The organism is Zunongwangia profunda SM-A87, from assembly GCF_000023465.1.
Classification (GTDB): Bacteria; Bacteroidota; Bacteroidia; order Flavobacteriales; family Flavobacteriaceae; genus Zunongwangia; species Zunongwangia profunda.
The window spans coordinates 3,171,971-3,196,999 of record NC_014041.1; the positions used below are offsets into that span (position 1 = coordinate 3,171,971).

The window sequence follows — 25,029 nt, forward strand, 5'->3', positions numbered from 1 at the left end:
TTACAACGAAAATTCAACCAATATGATAATTGTTGCAACATTTGCACTACTCATTTTATGTATTTAAAAATAAATTTGATTCATAAAATTATTCTAAATGACTCATATTAAATACTTTTTAATGGGAATAGCATGTATTGCTTTTACCTTTACTTCTCTTGCTTTTAACAACGATCCTAATTATGAGAAAACCAAATTAGGCATAAAATTAAGTCTGGAAAATGCTAATCTTGAGATTCAGTTCTATACATCTTCCATGGTTAGGGTTATAAAAACCCCAAAGAATTCTTCTTTTGAAAAGAAAAGTCTTTCAGTTGTTTTAGAGCCTAAAAAAACATCATTTAAAATTGAAGAAAAAAAGAATGAACTCCTATTGAAAAGTGAAAAACTGGAGATCGCTATTAATACCAAAACAGGTAATATACGTTATAATTCTCCAGATCACTCGCTTCTTTTAAAAGAGAAAACAGGCGATCCTTTATTTACTCCATTTAAAGATGTAGATCAGGACACCTATACGGTAAGCCAAAGCTTTAATTTAGATCCCAAGGAGACTATTTATGGCCTTGGGATTTTACAAAATGGCAAAATGTCACAACGCAACCTGGAAGTTAAAATGATCCAGGCAAACCGCGAAGATTATATTCCGTTTTTCCAATCGGTTAAAGGATATGGTTTATTTTGGGACAATTACTCTCCTACTACGTTTAGCGACGATACAAGCGCCACTTCTTTTACCTCAGAAGTTGGTGATGGAATAGATTATTACTTTATGTATGGCGGTAATGCCGATAGTGTGATTGCTCACATGCGACAATTAACGGGACAGGCGCCTATGTTCCCACTTTGGACATACGGCTACTGGCAAAGTAAAGAGCGCTATAAAAGTCAGGAAGAAACCGTTGGTGTTGTGAAAAAATATCGTGATTTAGGAGTTCCATTAGATGGTATAATCCAGGATTGGCAGTATTGGGGAGATAATTACCATTGGAATGCCATGGAATTTTTAAATGAAGAATTCCCGAATCCTCAAAAAATGGTAGACGATATCCATGCATTGAATGCACATATTATTATTTCAATATGGTCTTCTTTTGGACCAAAAACCCAACCTTATAAAGAATTGGAAAAAGATAACATGTTGTTCAACTTTTCTACATGGCCACAATCTGGTAAAAGTGACTGGCCACCAAACATGGATTATCCTTCAGGCGTAAGGGTTTATGATCCTTATAATCCAAAAGCACGAGATATCTATTGGAAATATCTAAAAAAAGGTTTATTCTCCCTGGGCATCGATGGCTGGTGGATGGACTCTACAGAACCAGATCATTTAGATATCAAACCTGAAGATTTTGATGAAAAAACCTATTTAGGCTCTTTTAGAAAAGTACGTAATGCTTTCCCATTAATGACGGTAGGCGGTGTATATAAGCATATGCGTGAAGCTACCTCAGATAAGCGGGTATTTATTTTAACGCGTTCGGCTTTTGCCGGCCAGCAACGCTATGCTGCCAATACCTGGTCTGGCGATACCGAAGCTTCCTGGAAAACACTAAAAGACCAGATATCCTCAGGACTTAATTTTTCACTTACGGGCATCCCATATTGGAATAGCGATATTGGAGGTTTCTTTATATGGGAGTTTAAGGATAAATTAGACGATCCTGAATATAGGGAACTCTATGCAAGATGGCTTCAGTTCGCAACCTTCACACCAATGATGCGATCCCATGGAGCCGATGCTCCACGCGAAATTTACCAATTTGGTAAAAAAGGAGAACCCGTATATGATGCCCTGGAAAAATATATCAATTTACGCTACAGCCTACTTCCGTATATCTATTCTGAGGCATGGCAGATTACAAATCAACAATCAAGCTTAATGCGTGCTTTGGTAATGGATTTCCCTAAAGATGAAAAGGTCTTAGATCTTAATGATCAATATATGTTTGGACATTCCTTTTTAGTCGCTCCGGTTTTGAAATCGATGTATACCGAAGATAAAAAAGAAAACTTTCAACAAGATGGATATCGTCAAGTATACCTACCAAAAGGAACAGAATGGTTTGATTACTGGACCGGAGAACGTTTTTCTGGCGGACAAACTATCGATAAAAAAGCGCCAATAGATATTCTTCCTTTATATGTGAAAGCAGGGAGTATCGTTCCCGTAGGCCCTAAAGTTGATTATGCTGAACAAAAAGACTGGTCTAACTTACAAATAAATATATATCCCGGTGCTGATGCTGAATTTACACTATATGAAGATGAGAACGATAATTATAATTACGAAAAGGGAGCCTATAGCGAAATAAAATTCGTTTGGGATAATAACAAACAACAATTAACGATCGAAAAGCGTCAAGGAAAGTTTGAGGGAATGCTTAAAGATAGATCATTCCAACTACATATAGAAACTGCTGAAACAACCAAAACTACAAAGAAAATCACTTACAAGGGTGATAAGATGGTTATAGCATTCTAAAAGAAAAAAGAACCTCGCGGAATTCCCCCCTCTAATAGGGATTGAAAAATACACTTAAAATCATCCCCTCTATTTTAAGTTAAAATTTATAACCCGATCCGGCTTTGCGTGTTTGCTTAAAAATTAAGCGGCCCGAAGCCGGGGTTATAATAAGTTTCTAAAATAAGCGCCTACAACGTCAATTTTAGTAGTCCCAAATAAGCTAGCATATACTTTTTTAAGTCATCTGGCAGAACATGATACCTACAATACAAAAAAAGCATGAAAAACGAAAAGGTTTTCGTTTCGATCATTGATATAATAACATAATCAAAACGTAAAACTTAAAGATTAAACAATAGACTATTAATTTAAATCAATTTTTTATGTGTAAATTTTATTTTTTTACTCATTACGTTATGTCAAGGTATACTCTCGCCTTGCTTGTCGTAATGCTTGTATGTTTCAACCATGAAGCCCAGGCAAAAATAGTAGATTTCTCCCATCAGAATGTTCAGGAACCAATAACGGGTAAGGTGACTTCAGAAAATGATGGTATGCCATTGGCCGGTGCTAATATTGTAGTTAAAGGAACACAAATAGCAACTTCTACAGATTTTGACGGCAACTATACCCTGGACGCTCCTGAAGGATCTATTTTGGTAGTGACTTATGTGGGTTTTGCTACTCAGGAAATCGCTGTAGGAAAGGATAGAGTAGTTAATATCTCCCTGCAAGAAGATACCAATGCCCTGGAAGAAATCGTACTTATAGGATATGGAAAACAAAAAGCAGGAGATGTGACCAGTGCTGTAGCTAATGTTAAAGCCGAGGATTTTAATAAAGGGCAACTAACCGATGCCGGACAATTGATACAGGGAAAAGTTGCTGGGCTGGCGGTTACCAATGCTAATGGAGATCCTACAGCAACAAGCTCAATCAAATTAAGAGGAAACAATACGCTATCTGGTGCATATTCAGACCCTCTGGTACTTATCGACGGTATACCAGGAGCTTTAAACACGGTTGCTCCAGAAGACATCGAAACCATAGATGTTTTAAAAGATGGATCTGCCGCAGCAATATATGGTGTTAGGGGAACGAATGGCGTCGTTTTAATTACTACAAAAAGAGCGAAAGGTGCGAAGATAAATACGGTAGAATATTCTGGATATGTAAGCACTGCCAAGATTGCCAGAGAACTCGATTTTTTAAGTGCAGGACAGTTTCGGGAATTATATCCGGAATCAGATTTAGGGGCCAGTACCAACTGGCTGGACGAAATCACCAGAACCCCTATAACCCATGTGCATAATATTACGCTTAGAGGAGGCAGTTCACAAACCAATTATATTGCAAACATTAATTATAATTCACAGCAAGGCATCTTTTTAAAGTCAGATAACCAAACCTTTAGAGGACGCTTAGAAGTAAATCACAAGATGTTTGACGATAAATTGCATCTGCGATTTTCTTTATTAGGAAGAGAGAATAAATATACCTCTACCGGAGCAGGAAGTAGCTTTAGGCCCTGGATCTACTATCAGGCTATGCGTTATAATCCCACAGCACCTATTAAAAACGAAGATGGAAGTTGGTATCAGAACATCAGTAAATTAGGATACGAAAACCCGCTTTCCCTAATTAAAGAATCTGACGGAAATGTAAAAACTTCTGAAATGCGTTACGTTGGAACAGTAACCTATAATCCTATAGAAGCGCTTACGCTAAATGGTAACTTCTCGTTGACAAGGGAGCCAAGCACCAACGGTTATTCTGAAACTTTAAATCACGTTTCCAATATAAGGGATGGTTTTGCGGGCTACTCCAACATAGGAGGCTATACTGATACCGATAGGCAAATAGAGTTAACCGCAACCTATGATAAAGATTTGGAAAATCATGAGTTCTCAGTGCTTTTAGGGTACAGCTACTTAAGTAATGAAAGCGAATGGTATGGTATGAATAATTTTGGATTTCAGGACGATTATTTTGGTGGATGGCATAATATAGGCGTTGGAAATGCGCTTCAGGAAGGTTTTGCAGGAATGAGTTCTGGAAAATTCAAAAAAAATCTGATTAGTTTCTTTTCTCGTGTCACCTATTCCTATAAAGATAGATACCTGCTTATGGCCAGTATCAGACATGAAGGTGCAAGTCAGCTCTGGGGAACCAACAATGCCTGGGGAACTTTCCCTGCAGCTTCTATTGGTTGGAAAATCACAAATGAAGAATTTATGAGTAACCAGAATCTTTTTAATGAAATTAAATTGAGAGCAGGCTATGGGGTGACCGGTTCCCAACCAGCAGATTCTTTTTTAGGTATAGGAATGCTTAAATATGGAGATTATGCCTATGTAAATGGTCAATGGTTAAGAACTGTTGTTCCTGCCTCTAACCCTAATCCCGATTTAAAATGGGAAGAAAAAAGAGAAACCAACCTTGGGGTGGATTTCTCACTTAAAAACGGTCGGCTTTCGGGTTCAATAGATGCTTACGAACGCAATGTGGTAGGCCTTTTATATTCTTACAACGTTTCTATGCCTCCTTACCTATATCCTACGATAATGGCCAACGGTGGGAATATGGTAAATCGCGGAATTGAAGTTTTGATTAATACTACACCTGTAGAAACCGAAGATTTTAGTTGGAATAGTACCATTACCTATTCTGTTAACGAAAATAAATTGAAAAGCCTAAATGGCAGTGTATTCAAAACCGATTACGACTTTTTTGATACAGGAGATGTTTATTACGAAGGACAAACGACAAGGTCCCATCGTGTCCAGGTAGGACAATCTATAGGAAATTTCTATGGATTCAGAGTAACAGATGTAGATCAGGATGGAAAATGGATATATGAAGATGCCAATGGGAATCCCGTAGCTTACGATGATTTTAGCCATGCTCCGGAAGACCGCCATTATATAGGTAATGGTATCCCTAAATGGTACGCCGGTTTCAATAACACTTTCCGTTATAAAAACCTGGATTTAACGGTAAATATGAGAGGGGCGTTTAATTTCCAGATTATAAATGAAGCTAGAATGAACTTTGAAGGTACTCAAAACGGATATAGGGACAATCGTCTTTCTTCGGTTACTGATAAAGTATTCGGAAAAACAACGCTTAGCCCAGAAGTACAGGCAGAATATAATAGTTACTATGTTGAAGATGGAGATTACTGGAAAATCGATAATATCGCTTTAGGGTATACTATAGATAAATTTAATACTGAAATTATCAAATCTCTAAGGGTATATGGATCGGTGAATAATGCATTTACGATAACCGGCTATAATGGTATCGATCCAGAAGTAAATACTTCAGGATTAAACCCGGGAATAGATCGAAGGGAGAAATTCCCCACCGTAACCACTTTTACTTTAGGTCTTAGTGCCAGATTTTAAAATTAAAAAGCAATTCTAATGAAAACTAAAAAAATAAGTATAGCCATTGGTATTTTACTGATAATGTTTAACATATCCTGTACCGAACTTTATGATGATAGCTATGGCAGTGTAGTAAGCGAAAATTTTAATCCTGAATCAGAAGATGATATTAGCGCATTGGTAAATGCTGCCTATGTTCCCTGGCGTAAAACAATGCTCTTATGGAATGGCGTGGTTAGAGCTCAGGAATTAAGTGCAGATCAGGATGTAATTCCTGCACGTATTGGAATAGGATGGATCGATGGATATATTTATAAAAGATGGCATCAACATACCTGGACCACCAACGATGATAGTGTTTACCAATCCTGGAGCAGGACTTTTGAAGGGATAAATACCGTAAACCGATTATTATATCAAATTGATCAGGGCGTTATCGTTTTACCTGATGGAGATACCCAAAATGCCTTAATATCTGAGTTAAAAGTACTAAGGGCGTCATATTACTATATTTTAGTAGATCTTTATGGCAATGTTCCTATTGTAACCGATTACAGCGACACAAGTTTACCACAACAGTCCAAGCGTTCTGAAGTTTTTGATTTTATCATTGAAGAAATTACAAATAATATCGACAATTTATCTGAAGAAGCCAGAGGCTATTATTATGGACGAATGAATAAATGGGTTGCCCACACCCTACTTGCTAAAATGTACCTTAATGCAGAGGTTTGGAAAGGAGAGGCAATGTGGCAAAAATGTATCGAAGAATGTAATGCGGTAATGGCCTCCGGAAACTATAATCTAGAAGCTAATCAAAAAAATGTATTCATTACCGAAAATCAAGATTCCAGAGAAATAATTTTTGCGCTACCCATGGACGAAAAATATGTAACTGACTGGAATGCCTTCGATTTCCATATGTACACATTAGCGCAAGAAAATCAACAAACCTACGATATGGCATACGCGCCCTGGGGTGGTGTTTGTGCAACCCCTCAGTTTATAGATTCTTTTAATCCTAATGATAAAAGGTTAAAAGAAAATTATATAAAAGGGCAACAATATGCTTTATCGGGAGAGGAATTATCTATAAACTACACCAACTCGGTGCCTTCTATCGACGAATCTGATAAAGACGATGGCTATCGCTGGGGTAAATTTGAATATAAAATAGGTAGTACCAACCGACTTGGTAATGATTTTCCTGTATTTAGATACGCAGATATTTTACTAATGAAAGCTGAAGCTTTAATGCGTTCAGGGCAGTCTGGCGCAGGAGAACTAGTTAGCGAAGTTAGGATGAGAGATTTTGATTCAGCTCAGGAAGCCACAGTTACCGATGCGGAACTTAACATGGGAAGTAACTACGATTACGGACGTAGAGATAGCTATTCCCAGACCTTTGAAGGCGGTTCAAATATTACTTATGGTCGGTTTTTAGATGAACTTGGATGGGAGTTTTGCCAGGAAGGAAGACGCCGACAGGATTTGATAAGATTCGGAGTTTTTACTACAAAATCCTGGTTTTCTCATGATGCCTCAGATATCAATAAGCAATTATATCCTATCCCATACGATGTTATGCTTACCAATAGTAATCTGAAACAAAATCCTGGGTATAGCGAATAATCCAAAAAATAAAACTAATCTAAAGCATCTGTTTTTAAAAAAATGGATGCTTTTTGAGATTATATTTTTTTAAAAATCTATAGGAATCATGGTTTTTAAAACCACATATTCTTTCTAAAAAACCAGACCTTCAAAGCTTTTAAATTGAGCGGCCTGTTAGTAAGTATGGGAATGTGAAGAATCTCCCTCTATTTAAAGATTAAAAATTAAGCTAAAGTAAATCCTACTATTTTATATCCTGAAAACGAAAGCAGGCTTCCAAAATTAAAAGCCCGATTTTCAAGTTGAAAATCGGGCTTTAACTATTCATAAATAGTACTATTATCTCTTCTTATATTCCTCTTCTTTTTTCTCATAGTACTTTTTTAGCGTAAAAAAGGCCTTCTTTTTATTTCCTTTATCGTCTATTAAACCTTTGCGGTTCCAGCCCTCCTGATATTTAGGATTGTTACGCTTTGGGGATCTAAAATCTACCAGAATCCATGGAGACAAGCCCGTAAAATTCTCTGGCATATTTTCCATCATTTTAAGGGTTTCTTCAAAATACCATTCCTGAAACTCTTCACTCCATCTGGTTTCTTTATCAGCATGAAATCCTCCTTTTGCACCTGCTCCTGTTTCACTAAAAAACAGGGGTTTATCATAAGCTGTTTCCCATTTTGATTTTACTTTAGCGTGAGGTAAATCACCATACCAACCTAAATATTCATTTACAGAAACAATATCTGTATATTCCCCAAGAGGATCATCGATATAATTTCTACCACGATTATAACCAACTTCTAATGCCGCTGAAATCAATCGTGTATCATCCTTTTCTTTAGCATGCATCACCAAACTTTTCATGAATTTAGTTCTGGCTTCACTAACCGGAGTTTCGTTACCAACAGACCAGATTATTACAGAGGCTTTATTTTGATCTCTGATAATCATTTCATCCAATTGTTTTTTAGCTTTTTCTAAAACCTCATCATTCTTAAAATCAATGGTCCAGTACACCGGAATTTCGCTCCAAACCAAAAGCCCCAAAGAATCTGCCGCACGTGTCATATATTCGTTATGCGGATAATGTGCCAGGCGAACCATATTAACGTTTAAATCTTTAGCCCAACCAAAAAGCTTATCTGCATCTGCACTATTTTTAGCTCTACGAATTTCAGGAGCTATTTCTTCGTGAATACTAATTCCGCGCATAAAGATTTCCTTACCGTTAAGCAACACATCTTTACCAGAAACTTCCACCTTTCTAAATCCGATTTTATCGGTTAAAGTATGTTCTCCCAACGTAAACATTACTTTGTAAAGCTTTGGATTTTCTGGTGACCATAACTCTAATTTTTTCGCTTCCAAATCAAAAGAGCCTTCAGAATCACGAATATCCACATTCTCTTTAAATCCAATTTCTGGAATTTCTATCGTTATTTTTTCTTCAGCAGCAGTAGTATTTAATTTGAAGTAACCCGAAATATTAAATCTCTTACGCTTTAAAGATTTTTCTATATCCTGTGACTGTTTTAAGTGTATCGCGTATTGCTGAATGAAATTTTGTGGCGTAATTATTAGTTTGACATCACGGGTTATTCCGCCGTAATTCCACCAATCAGTATTTAATGTAGGAACTTCGTCTGCATAGCGTTTATTATCTACTTTAACCACCAAAAAATTACCTTTATCTTTCAGCATTCCTGGTGATATTTCAAAATTAAACGGTGTAAATCCGCCTTTATGCATTCCCAGCTTTTTGCCATTTAAATATACATGAGCCTCATAATTTACCGCACCGAAGTATAAAAAAATGCGTTCATTTTCATCTAGTTTCGGCTTATCAAATTCTCTTTGATACCAAACGGTACCTTCATAATACTTAAACACATCGTCCTGCGAATTCCAATCTCCGGGAACCTGAATGCTGTAATCATTATTGTAACCATGCTCTTTTCGATCGGTTTTTCCATGGGGTTCCGGATTGTTCCAATAAGCTTCAGCATCTTTTTCACCTTTCTCCTTATATCTATAATCATAAAAACCGGTTTCATAAGGATCGATAATGTAATGCCAGGTGCCGTTTAAAGAAACCTGTTTACGATTCTGGGTATTAACAATCAAATTTTCCTGAGCAAATGCAGTAACAGCGCATAATACTAAAAATGTAACAAAAATTTTTTTAAATATCATTTAAAACAGAATTTGGTTATAATACTTTTTAGGTCTAAAAAATAAAAAAACTAAAAAGATAAATGTAAATTTTACATTTACTAATATAATAAAATTATTGAATTCGCAATCGATATATTTTTTAGAGATTACGTATTGATTATGTAGAGAAGTAGTAGGAAAAATCAAGAATCTCGGGACAAGCCTTTTGAGGTGTAAAAAGAATAACCTTTTCTACAATTTCGAGGCAAGCAACGGTGTCTTATACACTTTTAGCGGTACCAATAAAGATTTGAAGGTCATTTGTTTAATTTCCTGGAAGGGTAATAATCAAAAAACTCCTGCCAAATTATCAGCAGGAGTTCCCGGTAGACTTTACAACTAGGAGCTATGACAAAAATTTTGCTAAAGCTTCAGCTATCTCATCGTCTCCTTTACTCATTTCGATTACTTTGCCATAGGTTTTCGAATCTTTTAGCACCTCTAAAACTGTTTCTGCTACAGCTTGCCTTGGAATTTTAGAATTTACTTTATCCGGATTACTGGTCATTATTACTTTCCCGGCTTCATCATCATCAGTTAAAGTTACCGGACGTAAAATGGTGTAATCCAACGTACTTCTTTTCAGCTCTAAATCGGCATAATGTTTTGCCGTATAATAAGGCTTCATTCCATCTACTTTTCCCCAATACGAGCGATCGTCACTATGTGAAGCGCTTACCATTACAAAACGTTTAACGCCATGTTTATCGGCTTGATTAATGGACTTAATTGCACCATCCAAATCTATCTCTATGGTTTTATCATCACCGGTTTTCCCGCCAGAACCTGCGCTAAATACCACAGCATCATAATTTTTAATCACTTCGCCAATGGCTTCAGGAGTATTTTCTAAACTTTCTACAACTGTATTTACGCTCATTTCTTCAAAAATCGGTTGTTGCTCTTCTTTTCTAATAAAGGCGGTAGGTTCAAAATCTTCAGAAGCACTCATCGCTTTTGCTATGCGTTGTCCAACTTTTCCGTGTGCTCCAATAATTAAAACTTTCATATCAATTTTTCTTTTTCGTTTATTCTCAAGTTAGGTCTTCCTGAAAGATATTAGACTTAAAATTCTATTAAAACTAAGTTTAACTAATTATAGGTTGAGTTTACCATGCAAATCACCTTCCAGTGATAAAACAAATGAAGATAAAATACATTACAGCGAATACTATTTTATACGGTAGCGCTAAATATTATTTTTTATTATATTTAAAGGCCTATGAAGCGAATACTATTTGACAGACTAGATAATTGGTTCAACACTACCATAGTATTTATTTCTATAGCGCTATTATTTACTTCTGCTATTTTTGGAGAACGTCTTGGGGTTTATGAAATTATTATTGATAAAGCTTTCTTTATTTTCCAGCTGATATTTTTTGGGAAATATTTTATTCATAAACGCACGGTAAATTGGAACAAAGCCGGAATAAACATTCGGCTAAAATGGTTTAAAGATGCAAACATTCCATTTTCAAAGGTAGCATCCTGTACCTACCATAACGAAACCCTGGAAGTTATAAAAACAAATGCTAAAAGATATCAATTTGATTTATCTCAAGTTCATCCTGATGATAAAGAAAAATTAGTTGAAATTTTTAAGCGGTATACACCGAATCATAAATTCAAATTTGTTTAAAATCTAAATCATTTTAAAATTATCAGAATATGTTGGTCTTTACAGAATTGCTTATATTAACTCTATAAATAACTTTAACAAGTTATTTTTTCAATCCGATTTAAATACTCAAAAAAGTATTATAAAGATTTATTTTAAAATTAGATTTTGAAAAAAAATTTAGCTACCCTCATTATAGTTTGCCTTGTCTTAAGTTCATGTAAAGAAGAAAAAAAGTATTCAGACTATAAAAAAGATGATTTTTACGAAGTTCAAGGTATTGTTACTCATGCGCCACCTACAGATGATCCTTTTGACCTTTCTGTTGCAAAAGATGTGCATTATGAATATTTCATTAATCGCGAGAAACCGCTTAAAGGAATTGAAGAAAATTTAGAAATTCTAGAAAACGTAAATGGCTATCCTGTCGTAATACTTGTACATAAAGATAATGAAACGATAAATTTTTATAGCCGAATTGGTCTTACTGAAAATTTAACAATGGATGAAAAAAAGGTTTTGGAAAAACATTTTCAAGAACAAATGGATATAGAAAAGAAGAAAATAAATAAGGGGATTTAAAATTGCCCTTTAGCAGTACAAATAAATAAACCTATTCTTTTAAAATAAAAAAGCCATCTGAATCAGATGGCTTTGTATTGTTATTTTGACTTAAAATCAAGCTTCACAGCTTGAACAATTTACAATGTTAGATACAAATTCTTTCGAAACGCTCTGGCTTCTTTGATAATATAAAGTTTTCACCCCTAATTTCCAGGCTTCGATCATTAGCTGGTTTACATCTCTTACCGGAACTCCTGCTGGAATATTAAGATTTAAACTTTGCGCCTGATCGATAAATTTTTGCCTAACCGATGCCTGTTGAATAATCTCTAACTGGCTAATTTCTTTAAAGGTTTTAAAAATATCTTTTTCTTCCTGTGTTAAGGTTTCTAAGTGCTGAACACTACCATGATGTAGCATGATACTTCTCCAGGTATCTTCGTTATCCAGTCCTTTTTCTTCCAATAATTGCTTCAGGTATTTATTCTTACGCATAAAGTTTCCTTTAGCAAGACCGGCCTTATAATAATTACTACTAAAAGGCTCTATCCCTGGTGAAGTTTGTCCTAAAATTGCCGAAGACGAAGTGGTAGGTGCAATCGCCATTAAAGTGGTATTTCTTAGACCATAACCTTTAAGCATTTCTGGTTCTCCATAAATAGTTGCCAGTTCTTTACTCGCTTTGGTTGCCTTAGCACTAATATCTTCAAATATTTGATGTGTTAAACCTTTAGCGCGCATTCCTTCAAACGGAATTCTGTTTTTCTGCAAATAAGAGTGCCATCCCATAGCTCCTAAACCAAGTGCTCTGTGATTTTTGGCAAACCTATTGGCTGAAGCTAAGTAATGATTTCCTTCGGTTTTAGCGATAAATTCCTGAAGAACTCCGTCTAAGAAATAGATTGCTAATTTCACCGCTTCAGTATCTTTCCATTCATCGTAAAGCTCCAGGTTCATGGAAGACAAACAACAGATAAAAGATTCATCTTCAGTAGAAGGTAATGCAATTTCAGAACATAGATTACTGGAGTGAATAGTTCTGTTTTTATCTTTATAAACCTGAGGTTTAAAGCGGTTGATATTGTCTTTAAATAAAATATAGGGTAACCCTTTTTGCTGGCGACTTTCTAAAACCTTAGCCCAGATTTCACGTTTTTCCATATCACCTTCAATCATCTCCTGCATCCAGTAATCTGGTACACAAACCCCATAAAATAAATTCTGAATGGGGTTACCGATATTTTTAATTTCCAGAAATTCTTTAATATCCGGATGATCGATATCTAAATAAGCAGCAAAAGCTCCACGACGTACACCACCTTGAGAGATTGTATCCATTGCCGTATCGAAAAGCTTCATAAAACTGGTTGCTCCACTACTCTTTCCATTATCGGTAACGGCACTACCACGACCACGTAATTCTCCAAAATATCCAGACGTTCCTCCACCAATTTTTGTTTGCATAATAACCTCACCAAGCTTGTGGGTAATTCCTTCAATATTATCTGGTACATAGACATTGAAACATGAGATGGGTAAACCACGCTCGGTCCCCATATTTGCCCAAATTGGTGAACTTAAACTCATCCAACCACGCTCGATCATTTCGATAAAAGCTTCTGCTAATTCAGGCTTATACAATCTTTTAGCCGAGGCATTTGCTATACGTTCGATAGCCGATTTCACGGTTTCTCCTTTTAGTAAATATCCACGGTTAAGGATTTGCTGACTTTCATCATTAAGCCACCAAAGTCTTTTATTTTTTGGTTCGTCTGCGATTAAAGGCTGAGTTTCTACGTTCGTTGTCATGAGAGTTTCGGGTATTTAGTGTTTGGCGATTATTTTAAAAAAGGTCTGATGCAGTAATACTTTTATCGTGTTTGGTGTAATCTACAGGACGTCTGGCAAAGAAATCATCTAAACTATTGGCAAAAACTTCTTCTTCAAACCAAAGCATTGGCTGATATTCAGCTGCAGTAATATTGTATTGCTTCGGGAGTCCTATGCTTTTTAAACTATCATCTAATCTAAATTTCATAAAATCCATTAGATTCTTTTTATTGATATTTTCTAACTGACCGTTTTCAAAGATCCAGTCCAGAATTTCTTCTTCTACTTCAATAGATCTGGTTACCACATCTGTTAATTTACGGGTCATTTCTTCATTAAAATAATCCGGATATTCCTCGCGAATCTGATTAATAATATAAATTCCGGCATTAGCATGAATCTGCTCGTCTACTGAAGTCCAAGCGATAATATTGCTCACATTCTTCATTACTCCCTTAAAACGGTTAAAGGATAACACAATGGCAAACTGACTAAACAGGGATACATTTTCAATCAAAATTGAAAATAAAATCAAAGAAGACACATAATCCTTGGGATCCTCAGCTTTGGTATGCTCCAAAGCTTCGGTTAAATAAGCAATACGTTTTTTAATAGCAGGAACTTCTACCACTTTGGCAAATTCATTATTATACCCCAACACTTCTAAAAGTCTTGAATAGGCTTGTGAATGTCTAAATTCACATTCGGCAAAAGTACTTCCTAATCCATTAAATTCCGGTTTTGGTAAATGTTTATATAAATCACCCCAAAACGATTTTACAGCAACTTCAATTTGTGCAATTGCCAGTAAACTTTTCTTTACCACATCTTTCTCTCCTGTGGTTAAATGCGAATGAAAATCCTGTACATCTGCGGTAAAATCCACCTCAGAATGTACCCAAAACGATTGATTAATAGCATCTGTAAAATCTAAAACTCCCGGATACTCAAAAGGCTTATAATTTAGCCGCTTGTCAAAAATACTCATACTGCTGTTGTGTTGTTAATGAAACAAAAAACCAAGGGCATAAAATAAAATGGAAGGATGCTATTCGATAAAATTTTGTTCTAAAAAACTCGAATCTTAATATCCACGACCATCACTTTTTATGCGAAAGCAAAAGTCATTGAAACGAAAAACAAGGTATTCTGGCTTATCAGCAACGCTAATTTACAGTTGCGCAACAGCTCATGATTTGCACATGATTCCCCTAAATTTTCAATGAAATTTCGTTCAATAATTTCAAATCAAAATTACAATCTAAGAGCACACTTTTTTCAAAAATCTTATCATACTTATTCACAATTTTGTAAACAATTTAGAACCTTCTGATTTTTAAAGTTTTACGTTTTATTTTATAAAAAACTAGAAATAAGCATTTTACAAACGAAGCAATAACAAATTGTTTACAAAAAATGTAAACTTTTTGTAATGTAAATATTTTATAACTTAAAATAATGGATATTTAATTATCTGGAAAGAAATACGCAAGCGCAGTACAAATATAGAAAATCCTATACTTGAAATTCGTTATTATAAAGCTAAAATTTTATAAAAAATAGAGCGCAAAATACACTTGTCTAATTCTAAACATTTTATAGCACTTACAAATTAAAAATTAGTTTAAAATGAAGAGCGTCTTTTTTGTAAACCATGCAGCCGAATACAAAAATATGGCCAATGCCAATGCGGTTAAAAAGTTTAGAATTTTTTTAGACACCTTTCAACCAGAAATGTTTTTTTCAACGGCATCATTTATAATAATCAAAAACCTATTTTACCATTTAAGAGCACAGGGATAATTTCGGTACTAAGGCATCATCTAACTTTTAGGATGCCAATAAAAGAAATAGTATACGCTCGCTACTATGTTAATAAATCGTAAGTTTACCTTATTTAGATGTTATACCAAAAAACCCAGATAAAAACAGGGAGTAAACAAAAAATTTAATGCTTATTAAGAAATTCTAATGGTATTTTAATCTCGATATAAAGAATTTTTAATAATCCCATTCTATTTTCGCACACGGCTAAGGAATGTTATAAAATTCTGAAGCTTTAGACAAGGACGCAACTTTTAATTACATTTACAGATTCGAAATCTATATCGATCATTTTTAAATAGTTACAAATCACTTAATAATATATGGCCAAAAGTTCAATTTCACCCTGGACTAAACTATGGAATCTGCTAAAACTCGAAAAACGGGATATTTTACACGTTTTATACTATGCGATTTTTGCAGGTCTTATTAGCTTAACCCTTCCCTTAGGAATACAGGCAATTATTAATCTTATTCAGGGTGCTGAAGTTTCTACTTCCTGGATTTTATTAACCTGTCTGGTAACTCTTGGAGTTGGATTTAACGGCGCTTTACAGGTGCTACAGCTCGATCTTGTAGAGAATATTCAGGAAAAAGTATTTACCCGTGCTTCTTTCGAATTTATCTACCGGTTCCCAAAAATGCGAGTGAGGGAATTAGAAAATTACTATCCTCCTGAATTATCCAATCGGTTTTTTGATGTGCTCACGCTTCAAAAAGGATTGCAGAAATTACTATTGGATTTTCCGGCAGCGGTAATCCAAATTATTTTTGGCCTTCTATTACTGTCGTTTTATCACCCGTTTTTTATTGCTTTTGCTATCCTATTGATAGTGCTTATTTATATTATCTTTAAATTCAGTCTTTCAAAAGCTTTAGAAACAAGCATTCTGGAATCCAAAAAGAAATACCATATCGCTTTTTGGATTCAGCAGGTCGCTGCAAATTTTAGAACTTTTAAAATTTTTCCAGACGAATACGAACAAAATAAAAATAACCATCTTGTACAGAAATACTTAGAGAACAGACAATCGCATTTTGGCACGGTTAAAAATCAGTACAAACAAATGGTCGTTTTTAAAGTTATCGTGACTTTAGGATTACTTTTAATAGGTGGTTTGCTGGTGATTAATCAACAAATGAATATTGGCCAATTTGTCGCCGCTGAAATTATTATCGTCCTCGTCATAAATTCTGTAGAAAAAATAGGGCTTAGTCTTGAAACTATTTACGACGTTGTAACCGCTGTTGAAAAAATTAGCGAAGTAACTTCAAAAAAATTAGATCGTAAAACAGGTGTTCATGAAAACGATGTGCATCTTTTCCCTATTAAGATAGAAAATCTTCATATTGAAGAAAGCGTGGTACCAGATATTGTGGTCAACAAAGGTGATCTTATCAATATCGTGGGCGCAGAAGTTGTTATAAATGACTTTTTCCATTACCTCTCTGGAATGAAGAAAACCAAGAATGGAAGAATTTATTTTAACCGTGAAGAGATTGCAAATGTTAACCTGGACAGCTATCGCAATAAAATCGCGTTACTTTTAAATACCGATAGTATTTTTGAAGGCACCATCTGGGAGAACTTAACCCTTAGTAATCCTAATATGAGCTCAGACCGGGTATACCAAATGCTGGAAGATTTTAATGTCTTAGACCATATTAATAAACTCCCAGAATCTTTAAACACTTATATCTTTTCTGGGAATAAAAAAATAGGCGCTAAAACAGCTAAAAAGATTTGTTTGATAAGAGCTTTACTTAAGGACCCTAAACTTCTGATGATAGAGAAAGGCTATATTATTTCAGAAAATGATAAGAAAGCACTAATGAAACATGTAAACAGGGAAGACACCTGTATTTTCCTTGCAGATGATGCGCATCGATTAGACGAATTTGAACCGCTTTACCTAGAACACAAATAAAAAATTAAACAATAAATGCTTAATCTTTCTAATACAAAATTGGGCGAAAAGATAAAACTCGAAGAGTTTAGTGCTTTTTCGCTGATCGTGAAGAGAAGTCATCACAAGCTTCTTTCCAGGATTTTATTAGGAACTTTTGTGTTTTTACTAATTCTACTGTTTTTCCCATGGACGCAAACCATAAGCGGTAGAGGTTACGTAACTACCCTAAAACCTGATCAAAGACCCCAAACACTGCAATCACCCATCCCGGGACAAATCCAAAAATGGTATGTTCAGGAAGGTGATTATGTAGAAAAAGGGGATACTATCTTACATATTGCTGAAGTAAAAAACGAATATTTTGACCCCCTTTTGGTGGAAAGGACAGGAGATCAATTAGCTTCAAAAAGTAATTCCTTCGCATCTTATGGACAAAAGATTGATGCCTTACAACGACAGTTGGCGGCTATACAACGTGAAAGAGAATTAAAATTAGAACAAACCAGGAATAAAAGAAAACAGGCCGAACTTAAAATTAATAGTGACAGTATTTCTTTAGAAGCTGCCAGGGTAAACTTAAGTATTGCCGATAGGCAATATACCCGTACTACCGAATTATACGAAGAGGGCTTAAAATCAAGACTGGATTTAGAAACCAAACAATCAAAATTTCAGGAATCCCAGGCCAAAGTTATCGACCTGGAAAATAAATTATTAAGCAGTAGAAACGAGTTGCTTAATGCGATTATGGAGGTTAATCGTATAGAAGCCAATTATATCGATAAAATCAATAAGATCGAGGGAGAGATCTCTACGGCTAATTCATCGAGGTTTGATGCCCAGGCACAGGTCTCTAAATTAGAAAATTCGCTATCCAATTATCAAATCCGAAAAAATCTGCTTTATATCCGTGCGCCGCAAAATGGATACATTAACCGCGCCTTAATTAAAGGTTTGGGAGAAACCTTTAAAGAAGGTGAAAAACTGGTGACTATTATGCCATCAGACATTGATATTGCCGTGGAAACTTATGTAAAACCTATCGATTTACCATTAATAAGTATCGGTGATCATGTAAGGGTTCAGTTTGACGGATGGCCAGCAATCGTATTTAGTGGATGGCCTAATGCTTCTTACGGTACATATGGAGCAAAAGTCGTGGCGATAGAAAATTTTATAAGCGATAATGGTAAATATCGAATTCTACTTGCCCCAGATCTAAAAGAACGAGAAAAACACGCATGGCCGGAGGCTTTACGTGTAGGCTCTGGTGCAAGAACCCTGGCTTTACTGGAAGATGTTCCTATTTGGTATGAGCTTTGGAGAAATTTAAATGGATTCCCGCCAAACTATTATACCAGCGCGGAAAAAGAAAAAGACGGAAAGAAAAGCGATTCGAAAGATGCTAAGAAGTAATATGCGAAAATTTATTTGTTTATTTTACTTTTCTGTTTTTTGTATTTTCTTCGGAAATGCGCAAGAACAAGAATCGGAAATCTTTACGCTGGAAGAGTTCCTTGCTATGGTAAAACGCTACCACCCGATCGTAGCACAAGCTAATCTTGAACTCTCAGGTGCCGAAGCAAAATTATTAAAATCGAGAGGGGCTTTTGATCCCAAGCTTGAAGGCGGAATGAAAGAAAAAAACTTTCATGGAACTGAATATTACTCACTATGGCACGGAACTTTTAAAATTCCTACCTGGTATGGTATTGATCTTAAAGCAGGCTACGAACAGAATGAAGGATATTATCTAAACCCGGAAAATAACACGCCCGACGATGGTTTGTGGAGTGCCGGAGTAAATATTAGGCTTGCGCAGGGATTGCTTTATAACGAAAGAATGAACAATCTTAAACAGGCAAAAATCTTTCAGCAACAATCACAATTAGAGCGGAACATCCAGGTAAACCAGGTGCTGGCCGATGCTACAAAAGCTTATGCAGATTGGGTTTACTATTTTCAAAACACATCGGTTTACGAAGAGTTTTTAGAAAATGCCCTAATTCGGTTTGAAGGTATTGCTACATCCAGCCGACTTGGGGAAACCCCAGCTATAGATACCGTAGAAACCATGATTACGGTGCGAAGCAGGAAACTAGATCTTAAGCAGGCAGAACTAAAACTTCAAAAAGCCAAACTTGCCTTAAGTAACTATCTCTGGATAGAAGATATCCCGTTGGAACTGGAAGATCGAATGAAACCGTCTCCCGAGACCGTAGATTTTACTTCAGTTTTAGGAATCGAACAGCTATTAGGCAATGCCACAACTATAGAAGACCACCCAAAATTACAGTCTTTAAATTATGATTTAGAAGCTTATGATCTTGATATTAGGCTCAAAAGAAATAAACTTCTTCCAAAAATCGATGTAGAGTATAACTTTCTTTCCGAAGAGATAAACGAGCCGGACTATATAAATACAAATAATTATAAAGCCGGAGTTAAAGTGAGCTTTCCATTATTTCTACGGAAAGAACGTGGAGATTTAAGGCTTTCTAAAGTTAAAAGAGAACAGGCAGAATTTAAGTTATCTGAGAGTGCCTGGAAATTGAGCAACAAAATAAAAGCTACAGAGAGGGAGATTCTTAGTTTACAAGAACAAATGGCCATAGTAAGCAATATCGTAAACGAAAGCGAAATTATGGTAGAAGCTGAAAAACGCTTATTCGAAATGGGCGAAAGTTCTATATTCTACATCAACACAAGGGAAAATAAGCTTATAGATTCTATTCTTAAAATGAACAAAATCAACAACGAACTAAATATTGCGATCGCAAAATTATTTGAAACATTGCGAATTGAATATGAGAATGACTAATTCTTTTTATTGAAAATAAAGACTGAGGCGCATTTTTAGAATATTAAAATTCTAAATTTCATTTTTAGAAATCCAATACCGCTATAGTTCTAAAACGATTTTTATATCAATTAAAATTGATTTCGTCAATTTGAATATAGAACATAGATATTTTCGCATAGCGTATCATCCTGCAAAATCTAAAAAACTTTTTTTCAATTCCAATAAATGAAAACCATTCTCATATATCCGGTTTAATAAGTATACAGGCTAGGACGGTCATTATTTCGCGAAACCAGCAATTGTTTTTTACCTGATTTATGCTTTAAAATATGGAGGGACTTAATATCACCATCTAACCAAAGCTTATCTGATTGGGACATAAGGCCGAAATTATTCTTATTGAATTTTAAAAATGCTCCGAAAGAGGCATCAAGTGCCCCCTGGCTTACTCTAAATGGGAATAAATTGCCAGCGGTAAGGATCTCAGCATTACCATCTCCATCAAAATCAGAATACACAAAATCCTGAATAGCAGAATCCTGAATAGGTTTTGGCAGGGATTTTACACTAAAAGTCCCATCGCCATTGTTCTCTATAAAAGAAGAGGCCAGTGTATAAATTTCTAAAGTAAAACGAGGCTCTATATTATTGGTTTTTAAAAATTGATCGGTATTGGTTTTTGCATAACTATCGTAAGAAACGTATTGCTTTTTTAGGGATGAAACCTGCGCCATTAATTCATCACGTGTAGGCCATGGATAGCTCACTCCATCAATATAATAGGTTAAAATGGGATCAATACGTCCATTATTATCAATATCCTGAATATAATAACGCATAGGCTCTGTAACCGAAGCTCTAAACTGAGTATTTTCTCCAAGATTACCTGCCAAAAAATCAATATCACCATCGTTATCAAAATCACCCGCTTCCAAACTAAACCACCATCCATTTGAGTTTTGGAGACCTGCTTCCGCAGTTTGATTTTTTAAAACACCTCGATTATTTTTAAAGATGCTTACAGGCATCCATTCTCCGGTTAAAACCAAATCGGGCCAGGTATCACCATCCAGATCTACCCATTCTGCATCGGTCACCATCCCCACCTGCTCGAGATCATAGCTTCGGTTGACACTAAATTTTACTGTAGTTTCTGTACTTTCATTTTTAAGCAAGGTACTTCTAGGCGGCATTGGATAATTTCCACCGGAAATTCTTCCCCCCACAAACAAATCCAGGTCACCATCTTTATCATAGTCTGCTGCTTTAACAACACCTCCGCTAAACTTCATATCAGGTAAGGCATTTTCATTTTTGCTGAATATTCCATTACCCTTATTAAGGTATAAGCGATCCTGATAATAGTTATCGCCATTAAACTCTTCATTTCCTCCGCTTACCACATACAAATCCAGATCACCATCGCCATCAGCATCAAAAAACAGAGCATCGTAATCCTCATGCACAATATCTTCAGCACTACCCCATGGTTGATTGGCATTAAAATCTTTGAACTTTCCATTCTCAAGCCCTAAATATAACTTAGAAGCCTGTCCCCTTGCTCCCAGGAAAAAGATATCATCATTACCGTCATTGTTGACGTCACCTACAGCTACCTTCCCACCGGTTTTAGATACCTGATACGGAATAAGACTTTCATAATTAAAATCGACATACGCATTTTCCTTATGTGCAAAATCTATATTAGAAGTTACCGTAATGTCTTTAAAAAATCCATCTGAAGAAATGGTATCGTATTGATAAATATCGGTTGCATCTGCTTCATTTAATGAAAGCAGTTGATTGATCTGCACATTTTCAATATGGCTAAGCTTTTTAGAAGGCCAGATCACATCGAGACTTTCCAGACTTCTGCTCCTACCCAAGCCAATGTTCATTTTAGGTTCTACCGAAGATTGAAAACCTCTTATATAATAGGCCTCCTGATAGATATGGCTTCCGTCTGCAAAATTAAGAATCACCTTAGTACCTAAAGCTTGTGTATTTTTACCTTCGCCTCTCAAGGTTAGCGAAAGAAAGTTATTTGAAAACTGCTCATTTTCGAGGTTTTCATAAAACAAAATCGGATCATTAAGATTATTGATAATTAGATCAAGATCACCATCATTATCAAAATCGGCATAAGCCATAGCATTAGAAACCGTCTTAAGCTTAAGCCCCCAGTCTTCAGTTTTATCTTCAAAAAGTAACCCGTCAACATTTTTATAGATATAATTGGAAACCTTAGTAGAGGGAATTTTACTGATCAACAGTCCTAAATCGAGCTTTTCCCCGGTAGACTGAGCACGTGCATAGGCTTCATGGACCGTATAATTGTTGAAATCGAGGTTGCTATAATCTCTAAGATATCCATTACTAATAATAACATCTTTAAATCCGTCATTATCATAATCAGCAAACAAAGGTGCCCAACTCCAATCGGTATTAGAAATCCCTGCAAGTTGTCCTACCTCTGTAAAACGCAAGTTTCCCTCGGGATCCAGACCTTTGTTCAAATGTAGGTTATTCCGCATATACTGCTTGTGATAACCACTATCTATAAGACGTTGCGTTTTATTATATTCATCTGGTCCTTTCAGCACTTTTTGTCGGTAATTATCTTCGGGAAGCATATCTACCACAAACAAATCCGGATTTAAATCATTATTAATATCGGCTACGTCAGATCCCATGGAGTATTTCGAGAAATGTGCAAAAGAGGCTTTTGAGGTTTCGGTAAAAGTACCGTCACCATTATTCAAATAACAAAAGTCCTGTTCAGAATAATCATTTGTTACAAAAATATCAGGGTATCCATCTTTATTTAAATCACTGATTGCCGCACTCAGACCAAAGTTGATTCCTGTACCATCAATTCCCGCTTTTTCAGACACTTCTACAAATTTATCACCCTGATTTTCATAAAGTTGATTACCATAATAAGGATGTCGCTTGCTCCGCAACATAGTCACATTAAAAAATATATTGTAAAATTTATTAGCGTGATTGAGCAAAAATAAATCAAGATCTCCATCCAGGTCATAATCCAAAAAATAAGCCTGTGTGCTAAAAGTGCCTATAGCATCAACACCATACTCATTGGCCTGCTCTTTAAAAGTAGGTAAACCATTTTTATCGAGTCCCTGATTTATAAATAACTGATTTGATCTGGGCTTATAATCATTAATCAGGGGGGCTGTCATCCCTTCCTGTGGAGCATTGCCGGAATAACATAAATAAATGTCAATAAGGCCGTCACCATTAATATCTGCCATTGCTGCACCAGTTTTCCAGCCTTCTTTTTCTTCTAATTGAATTTTTGTGGTAATGTCTTCAAATTTCAAACCCCCTTTATTTAAGAAAAGCTTATTTTTCACTTGATTCCCAGACAAGTATATATCAGGAAAACCATCATTATTCACATCTCCTATGGCCACTCCACCACCGTTATAAATGTATTCGTAAGTAATGATATTATTTTTTTCGGTTTCCGTGAGCGTATTTTCGAAATCAATACCGGTTAGAGAAGGACTTAGAAGATTAAATAAAGGAGATTTTTCGGTTGATACTAATTCTTTATCCTCAGTACGACAAGCCGTAAAAACCAATAAAAACAATAAGTAAATTCTCGAAGTTTGAGTATTCATAAAAGATTATTTAAATATCTGCCACAAACTGCAATGCACAAATAAAAAATTTTAGAAGGCATTGACACTGCAAATATTCAAACATAATAATTTTAATAAAATTTTAACATATAAAACATTTAAATTATAATAAAAATATTAAAAATTAAACGGTATCCTTATCGTATTTTACCCATCATATTCAAGCCATCCATAATAATCCGGTTTAGGGAAATAAAGCGAAACTAGCCTTAAAAATTAAAGCTAAGTAAATAGATAAGAAAAACTATTAAAATCCTTTTTTAGAGATTACACATATATTAATAGCAATTAAAATACTTAAGGGAAAGCTAATAAATCAAATTATGTTTTATTTCTGGACGTCCAGATCCCGATAGAAGTTTTCGAAACCAGATCGGATCATTAATCTCGATTATTAAGTCAAAGAGAAGCATGTACATACAGGCTTCTCTTTGACTTAATAATTCAACTTAAAAAATCTAAACATCAACCTAACTATTGATAAATTGTGCTGTTGTTTAAAATCTTATTTATTCTATTTTTAGAATCCGAGATTTTGGTTTTCCTACATCCTTATTATAACTCACAATAATAGTATCTTCCTGCATACTTTTTTCTTTTTCCAATTTCAACTGAAAATCAGTTGTTTTTGACACATCAATCGTTTTCGTTTCAAAACCAATATAGGTAAGAACAACTTTTGAATCTTCCGGAATTTGCAATTCAAAATTTCCTTCAGCATCGGTAACACTACCAAAACTGGTATTAGGAACAAAGATATTTACTCCTTTTAGGGCTACTCCTTCTTCTGAAGTAACACTACCCGCTATAGTTTTAAAATCCTGTGCATTAATTTTATTAAGCATGCCCATTCCCAACATTAAGGCAAAAGCAATTAGAAATGTGCTGTAATCTTTATTTACCTTTCGCATTATTCTTTTATATTAATAATTAGTAATTCAGTTTTCCATAGCTTTTATAAAACCATTATCCCTATCTATCTACGATAACGTTCTAGTAATTCAAAAGAATATCAATATCAGTTTTTCAAAAGTTCCTTTTCTTATAAAACTTATATTCTTTAGCTTGAGATTTTTAGAGCTGAATATTTATAAGTTTTCCGATCTCCCTGTAATCGATTAC

General features: G+C 35.2%; 15 protein-coding genes. 9 read left to right on the forward strand and 6 right to left on the reverse strand.

Translation table 11 applies throughout. From position 1 onward, the window contains the following. Positions 1–97 precede the first annotated feature (97 nt). The 3 genes from ZPR_RS13910 to ZPR_RS13920 all read left to right on the forward strand — a co-directional run bounded on the left by ZPR_RS13910 (position 98) and on the right by ZPR_RS13920 (position 7,491). The gene (locus ZPR_RS13910) at positions 98–2,488 is read left to right on the forward strand and encodes a glycoside hydrolase family 31 protein (protein ID WP_148211735.1); all 2,391 of its coding nucleotides are present in this window, start codon (positions 98–100) and stop codon (positions 2,486–2,488) included. Positions 2,489–2,886: 398 nt separating this feature from the next. Beyond that, complete coding sequence (locus ZPR_RS13915; protein WP_201765792.1) at positions 2,887–5,877, forward strand: SusC/RagA family TonB-linked outer membrane protein; 2,991 nt, start codon at positions 2,887–2,889, stop codon at positions 5,875–5,877. Positions 5,878–5,895: 18 nt separating this feature from the next. Beyond that, positions 5,896–7,491 carry a RagB/SusD family nutrient uptake outer membrane protein gene (locus ZPR_RS13920; protein WP_013072354.1) on the forward strand — a complete coding sequence of 532 codons (1,596 nt, stop codon included), beginning with the start codon at positions 5,896–5,898 and terminating at the stop codon, positions 7,489–7,491. A gap of 321 nt (positions 7,492–7,812) precedes the next feature. On the opposite strand, the gene ZPR_RS13925 is transcribed toward ZPR_RS13920, so the two are convergent. Continuing rightward, positions 7,813–9,666 (reverse strand): glycoside hydrolase family 2 protein, encoded by a 1,854-nt coding sequence (locus tag ZPR_RS13925; protein WP_013072355.1) that lies wholly within the window; start codon positions 9,664–9,666, stop codon positions 7,813–7,815. A gap of 367 nt (positions 9,667–10,033) precedes the next feature. Beyond that, entirely contained in the window at positions 10,034–10,696 is a 663-nt protein-coding gene (locus tag ZPR_RS13930; RefSeq protein WP_013072356.1) for an SDR family oxidoreductase, read from the reverse strand. 213 nt (positions 10,697–10,909) lie between these two features. Between ZPR_RS13930 and ZPR_RS13935 the strand changes: the two genes are divergently transcribed. Beyond that, positions 10,910–11,329 (forward strand): hypothetical protein, encoded by a 420-nt coding sequence (locus tag ZPR_RS13935; protein ID WP_013072358.1) that lies wholly within the window; start codon positions 10,910–10,912, stop codon positions 11,327–11,329. 147 nt (positions 11,330–11,476) lie between these two features. After that, positions 11,477–11,890, forward strand: a complete 414-nt coding sequence (locus ZPR_RS13940; RefSeq protein WP_013072359.1) for a hypothetical protein — start codon at positions 11,477–11,479, stop codon at positions 11,888–11,890. A gap of 96 nt (positions 11,891–11,986) precedes the next feature. On the opposite strand, the gene ZPR_RS13945 is transcribed toward ZPR_RS13940, so the two are convergent. Further along, positions 11,987–13,681, reverse strand: a complete 1,695-nt coding sequence (locus ZPR_RS13945; RefSeq protein WP_013072360.1) for a ribonucleoside-diphosphate reductase subunit alpha — start codon at positions 13,679–13,681, stop codon at positions 11,987–11,989. Between the two features lie 34 nt (positions 13,682–13,715). Continuing rightward, positions 13,716–14,690, reverse strand: coding sequence for a ribonucleotide-diphosphate reductase subunit beta (locus ZPR_RS13950; protein ID WP_013072361.1), 975 nt, complete (start codon positions 14,688–14,690; stop codon positions 13,716–13,718). Positions 14,691–15,331: 641 nt separating this feature from the next. On the opposite strand from ZPR_RS13950, the gene ZPR_RS23435 reads away from it, so the two are divergent. The 4 genes from ZPR_RS23435 to ZPR_RS13965 all read left to right on the forward strand — a co-directional run bounded on the left by ZPR_RS23435 (position 15,332) and on the right by ZPR_RS13965 (position 20,257). After that, positions 15,332–15,505: a hypothetical protein gene (locus tag ZPR_RS23435; RefSeq protein WP_187288235.1), complete on the forward strand. Its 174-nt coding sequence runs from the start codon at positions 15,332–15,334 to the stop codon at positions 15,503–15,505. 344 nt (positions 15,506–15,849) lie between these two features. Then, positions 15,850–17,454: an ABC transporter transmembrane domain-containing protein gene (locus tag ZPR_RS13955; protein ID WP_013072363.1), complete on the forward strand. Its 1,605-nt coding sequence runs from the start codon at positions 15,850–15,852 to the stop codon at positions 17,452–17,454. A gap of 15 nt (positions 17,455–17,469) precedes the next feature. Then, positions 17,470–18,852 carry an HlyD family secretion protein gene (locus ZPR_RS13960; protein ID WP_013072364.1) on the forward strand — a complete coding sequence of 461 codons (1,383 nt, stop codon included), beginning with the start codon at positions 17,470–17,472 and terminating at the stop codon, positions 18,850–18,852. 1 nt (position 18,853) lies between these two features. Then, on the forward strand, positions 18,854–20,257 hold the full coding sequence (locus ZPR_RS13965; protein WP_013072365.1) for a TolC family protein: 1,404 nt from the start codon (positions 18,854–18,856) through the stop codon (positions 20,255–20,257). A 233-nt stretch (positions 20,258–20,490) separates the two neighbouring features. On the opposite strand, the gene ZPR_RS13970 is transcribed toward ZPR_RS13965, so the two are convergent. Beyond that, on the reverse strand, positions 20,491–23,886 hold the full coding sequence (locus ZPR_RS13970; RefSeq protein ID WP_013072366.1) for a VCBS repeat-containing protein: 3,396 nt from the start codon (positions 23,884–23,886) through the stop codon (positions 20,491–20,493). Between the two features lie 530 nt (positions 23,887–24,416). Further along, complete coding sequence (locus tag ZPR_RS13975) at positions 24,417–24,818, reverse strand: carboxypeptidase-like regulatory domain-containing protein (RefSeq protein ID WP_013072367.1); 402 nt, start codon at positions 24,816–24,818, stop codon at positions 24,417–24,419. Positions 24,819–25,029 lie beyond the last annotated feature (211 nt).

Coding starts and splice junctions, on each gene's coding strand:
- ZPR_RS13960 (WP_013072364.1), top strand. CDS start 17,470: ATGCTTAATCTTTCTAATACAAAATTGGGCGAAAAGATAAAACTCGAA.
- ZPR_RS13910 (WP_148211735.1), top strand. CDS start 98: ATGACTCATATTAAATACTTTTTAATGGGAATAGCATGTATTGCTTTT.
- ZPR_RS13950 (WP_013072361.1), bottom strand. CDS start 14,690: ATGAGTATTTTTGACAAGCGGCTAAATTATAAGCCTTTTGAGTATCCG.
- ZPR_RS13970 (WP_013072366.1), bottom strand. CDS start 23,886: ATGAATACTCAAACTTCGAGAATTTACTTATTGTTTTTATTGGTTTTT.
- ZPR_RS13955 (WP_013072363.1), top strand. CDS start 15,850: ATGGCCAAAAGTTCAATTTCACCCTGGACTAAACTATGGAATCTGCTA.
- ZPR_RS13920 (WP_013072354.1), top strand. CDS start 5,896: ATGAAAACTAAAAAAATAAGTATAGCCATTGGTATTTTACTGATAATG.
- ZPR_RS13975 (WP_013072367.1), bottom strand. CDS start 24,818: ATGCGAAAGGTAAATAAAGATTACAGCACATTTCTAATTGCTTTTGCC.
- ZPR_RS13925 (WP_013072355.1), bottom strand. CDS start 9,666: ATGATATTTAAAAAAATTTTTGTTACATTTTTAGTATTATGCGCTGTT.
- ZPR_RS13935 (WP_013072358.1), top strand. CDS start 10,910: ATGAAGCGAATACTATTTGACAGACTAGATAATTGGTTCAACACTACC.
- ZPR_RS13930 (WP_013072356.1), bottom strand. CDS start 10,696: ATGAAAGTTTTAATTATTGGAGCACACGGAAAAGTTGGACAACGCATA.
- ZPR_RS13965 (WP_013072365.1), top strand. CDS start 18,854: ATGCGAAAATTTATTTGTTTATTTTACTTTTCTGTTTTTTGTATTTTC.
- ZPR_RS13915 (WP_201765792.1), top strand. CDS start 2,887: ATGTCAAGGTATACTCTCGCCTTGCTTGTCGTAATGCTTGTATGTTTC.
- ZPR_RS23435 (WP_187288235.1), top strand. CDS start 15,332: ATGAAGAGCGTCTTTTTTGTAAACCATGCAGCCGAATACAAAAATATG.
- ZPR_RS13945 (WP_013072360.1), bottom strand. CDS start 13,681: ATGACAACGAACGTAGAAACTCAGCCTTTAATCGCAGACGAACCAAAA.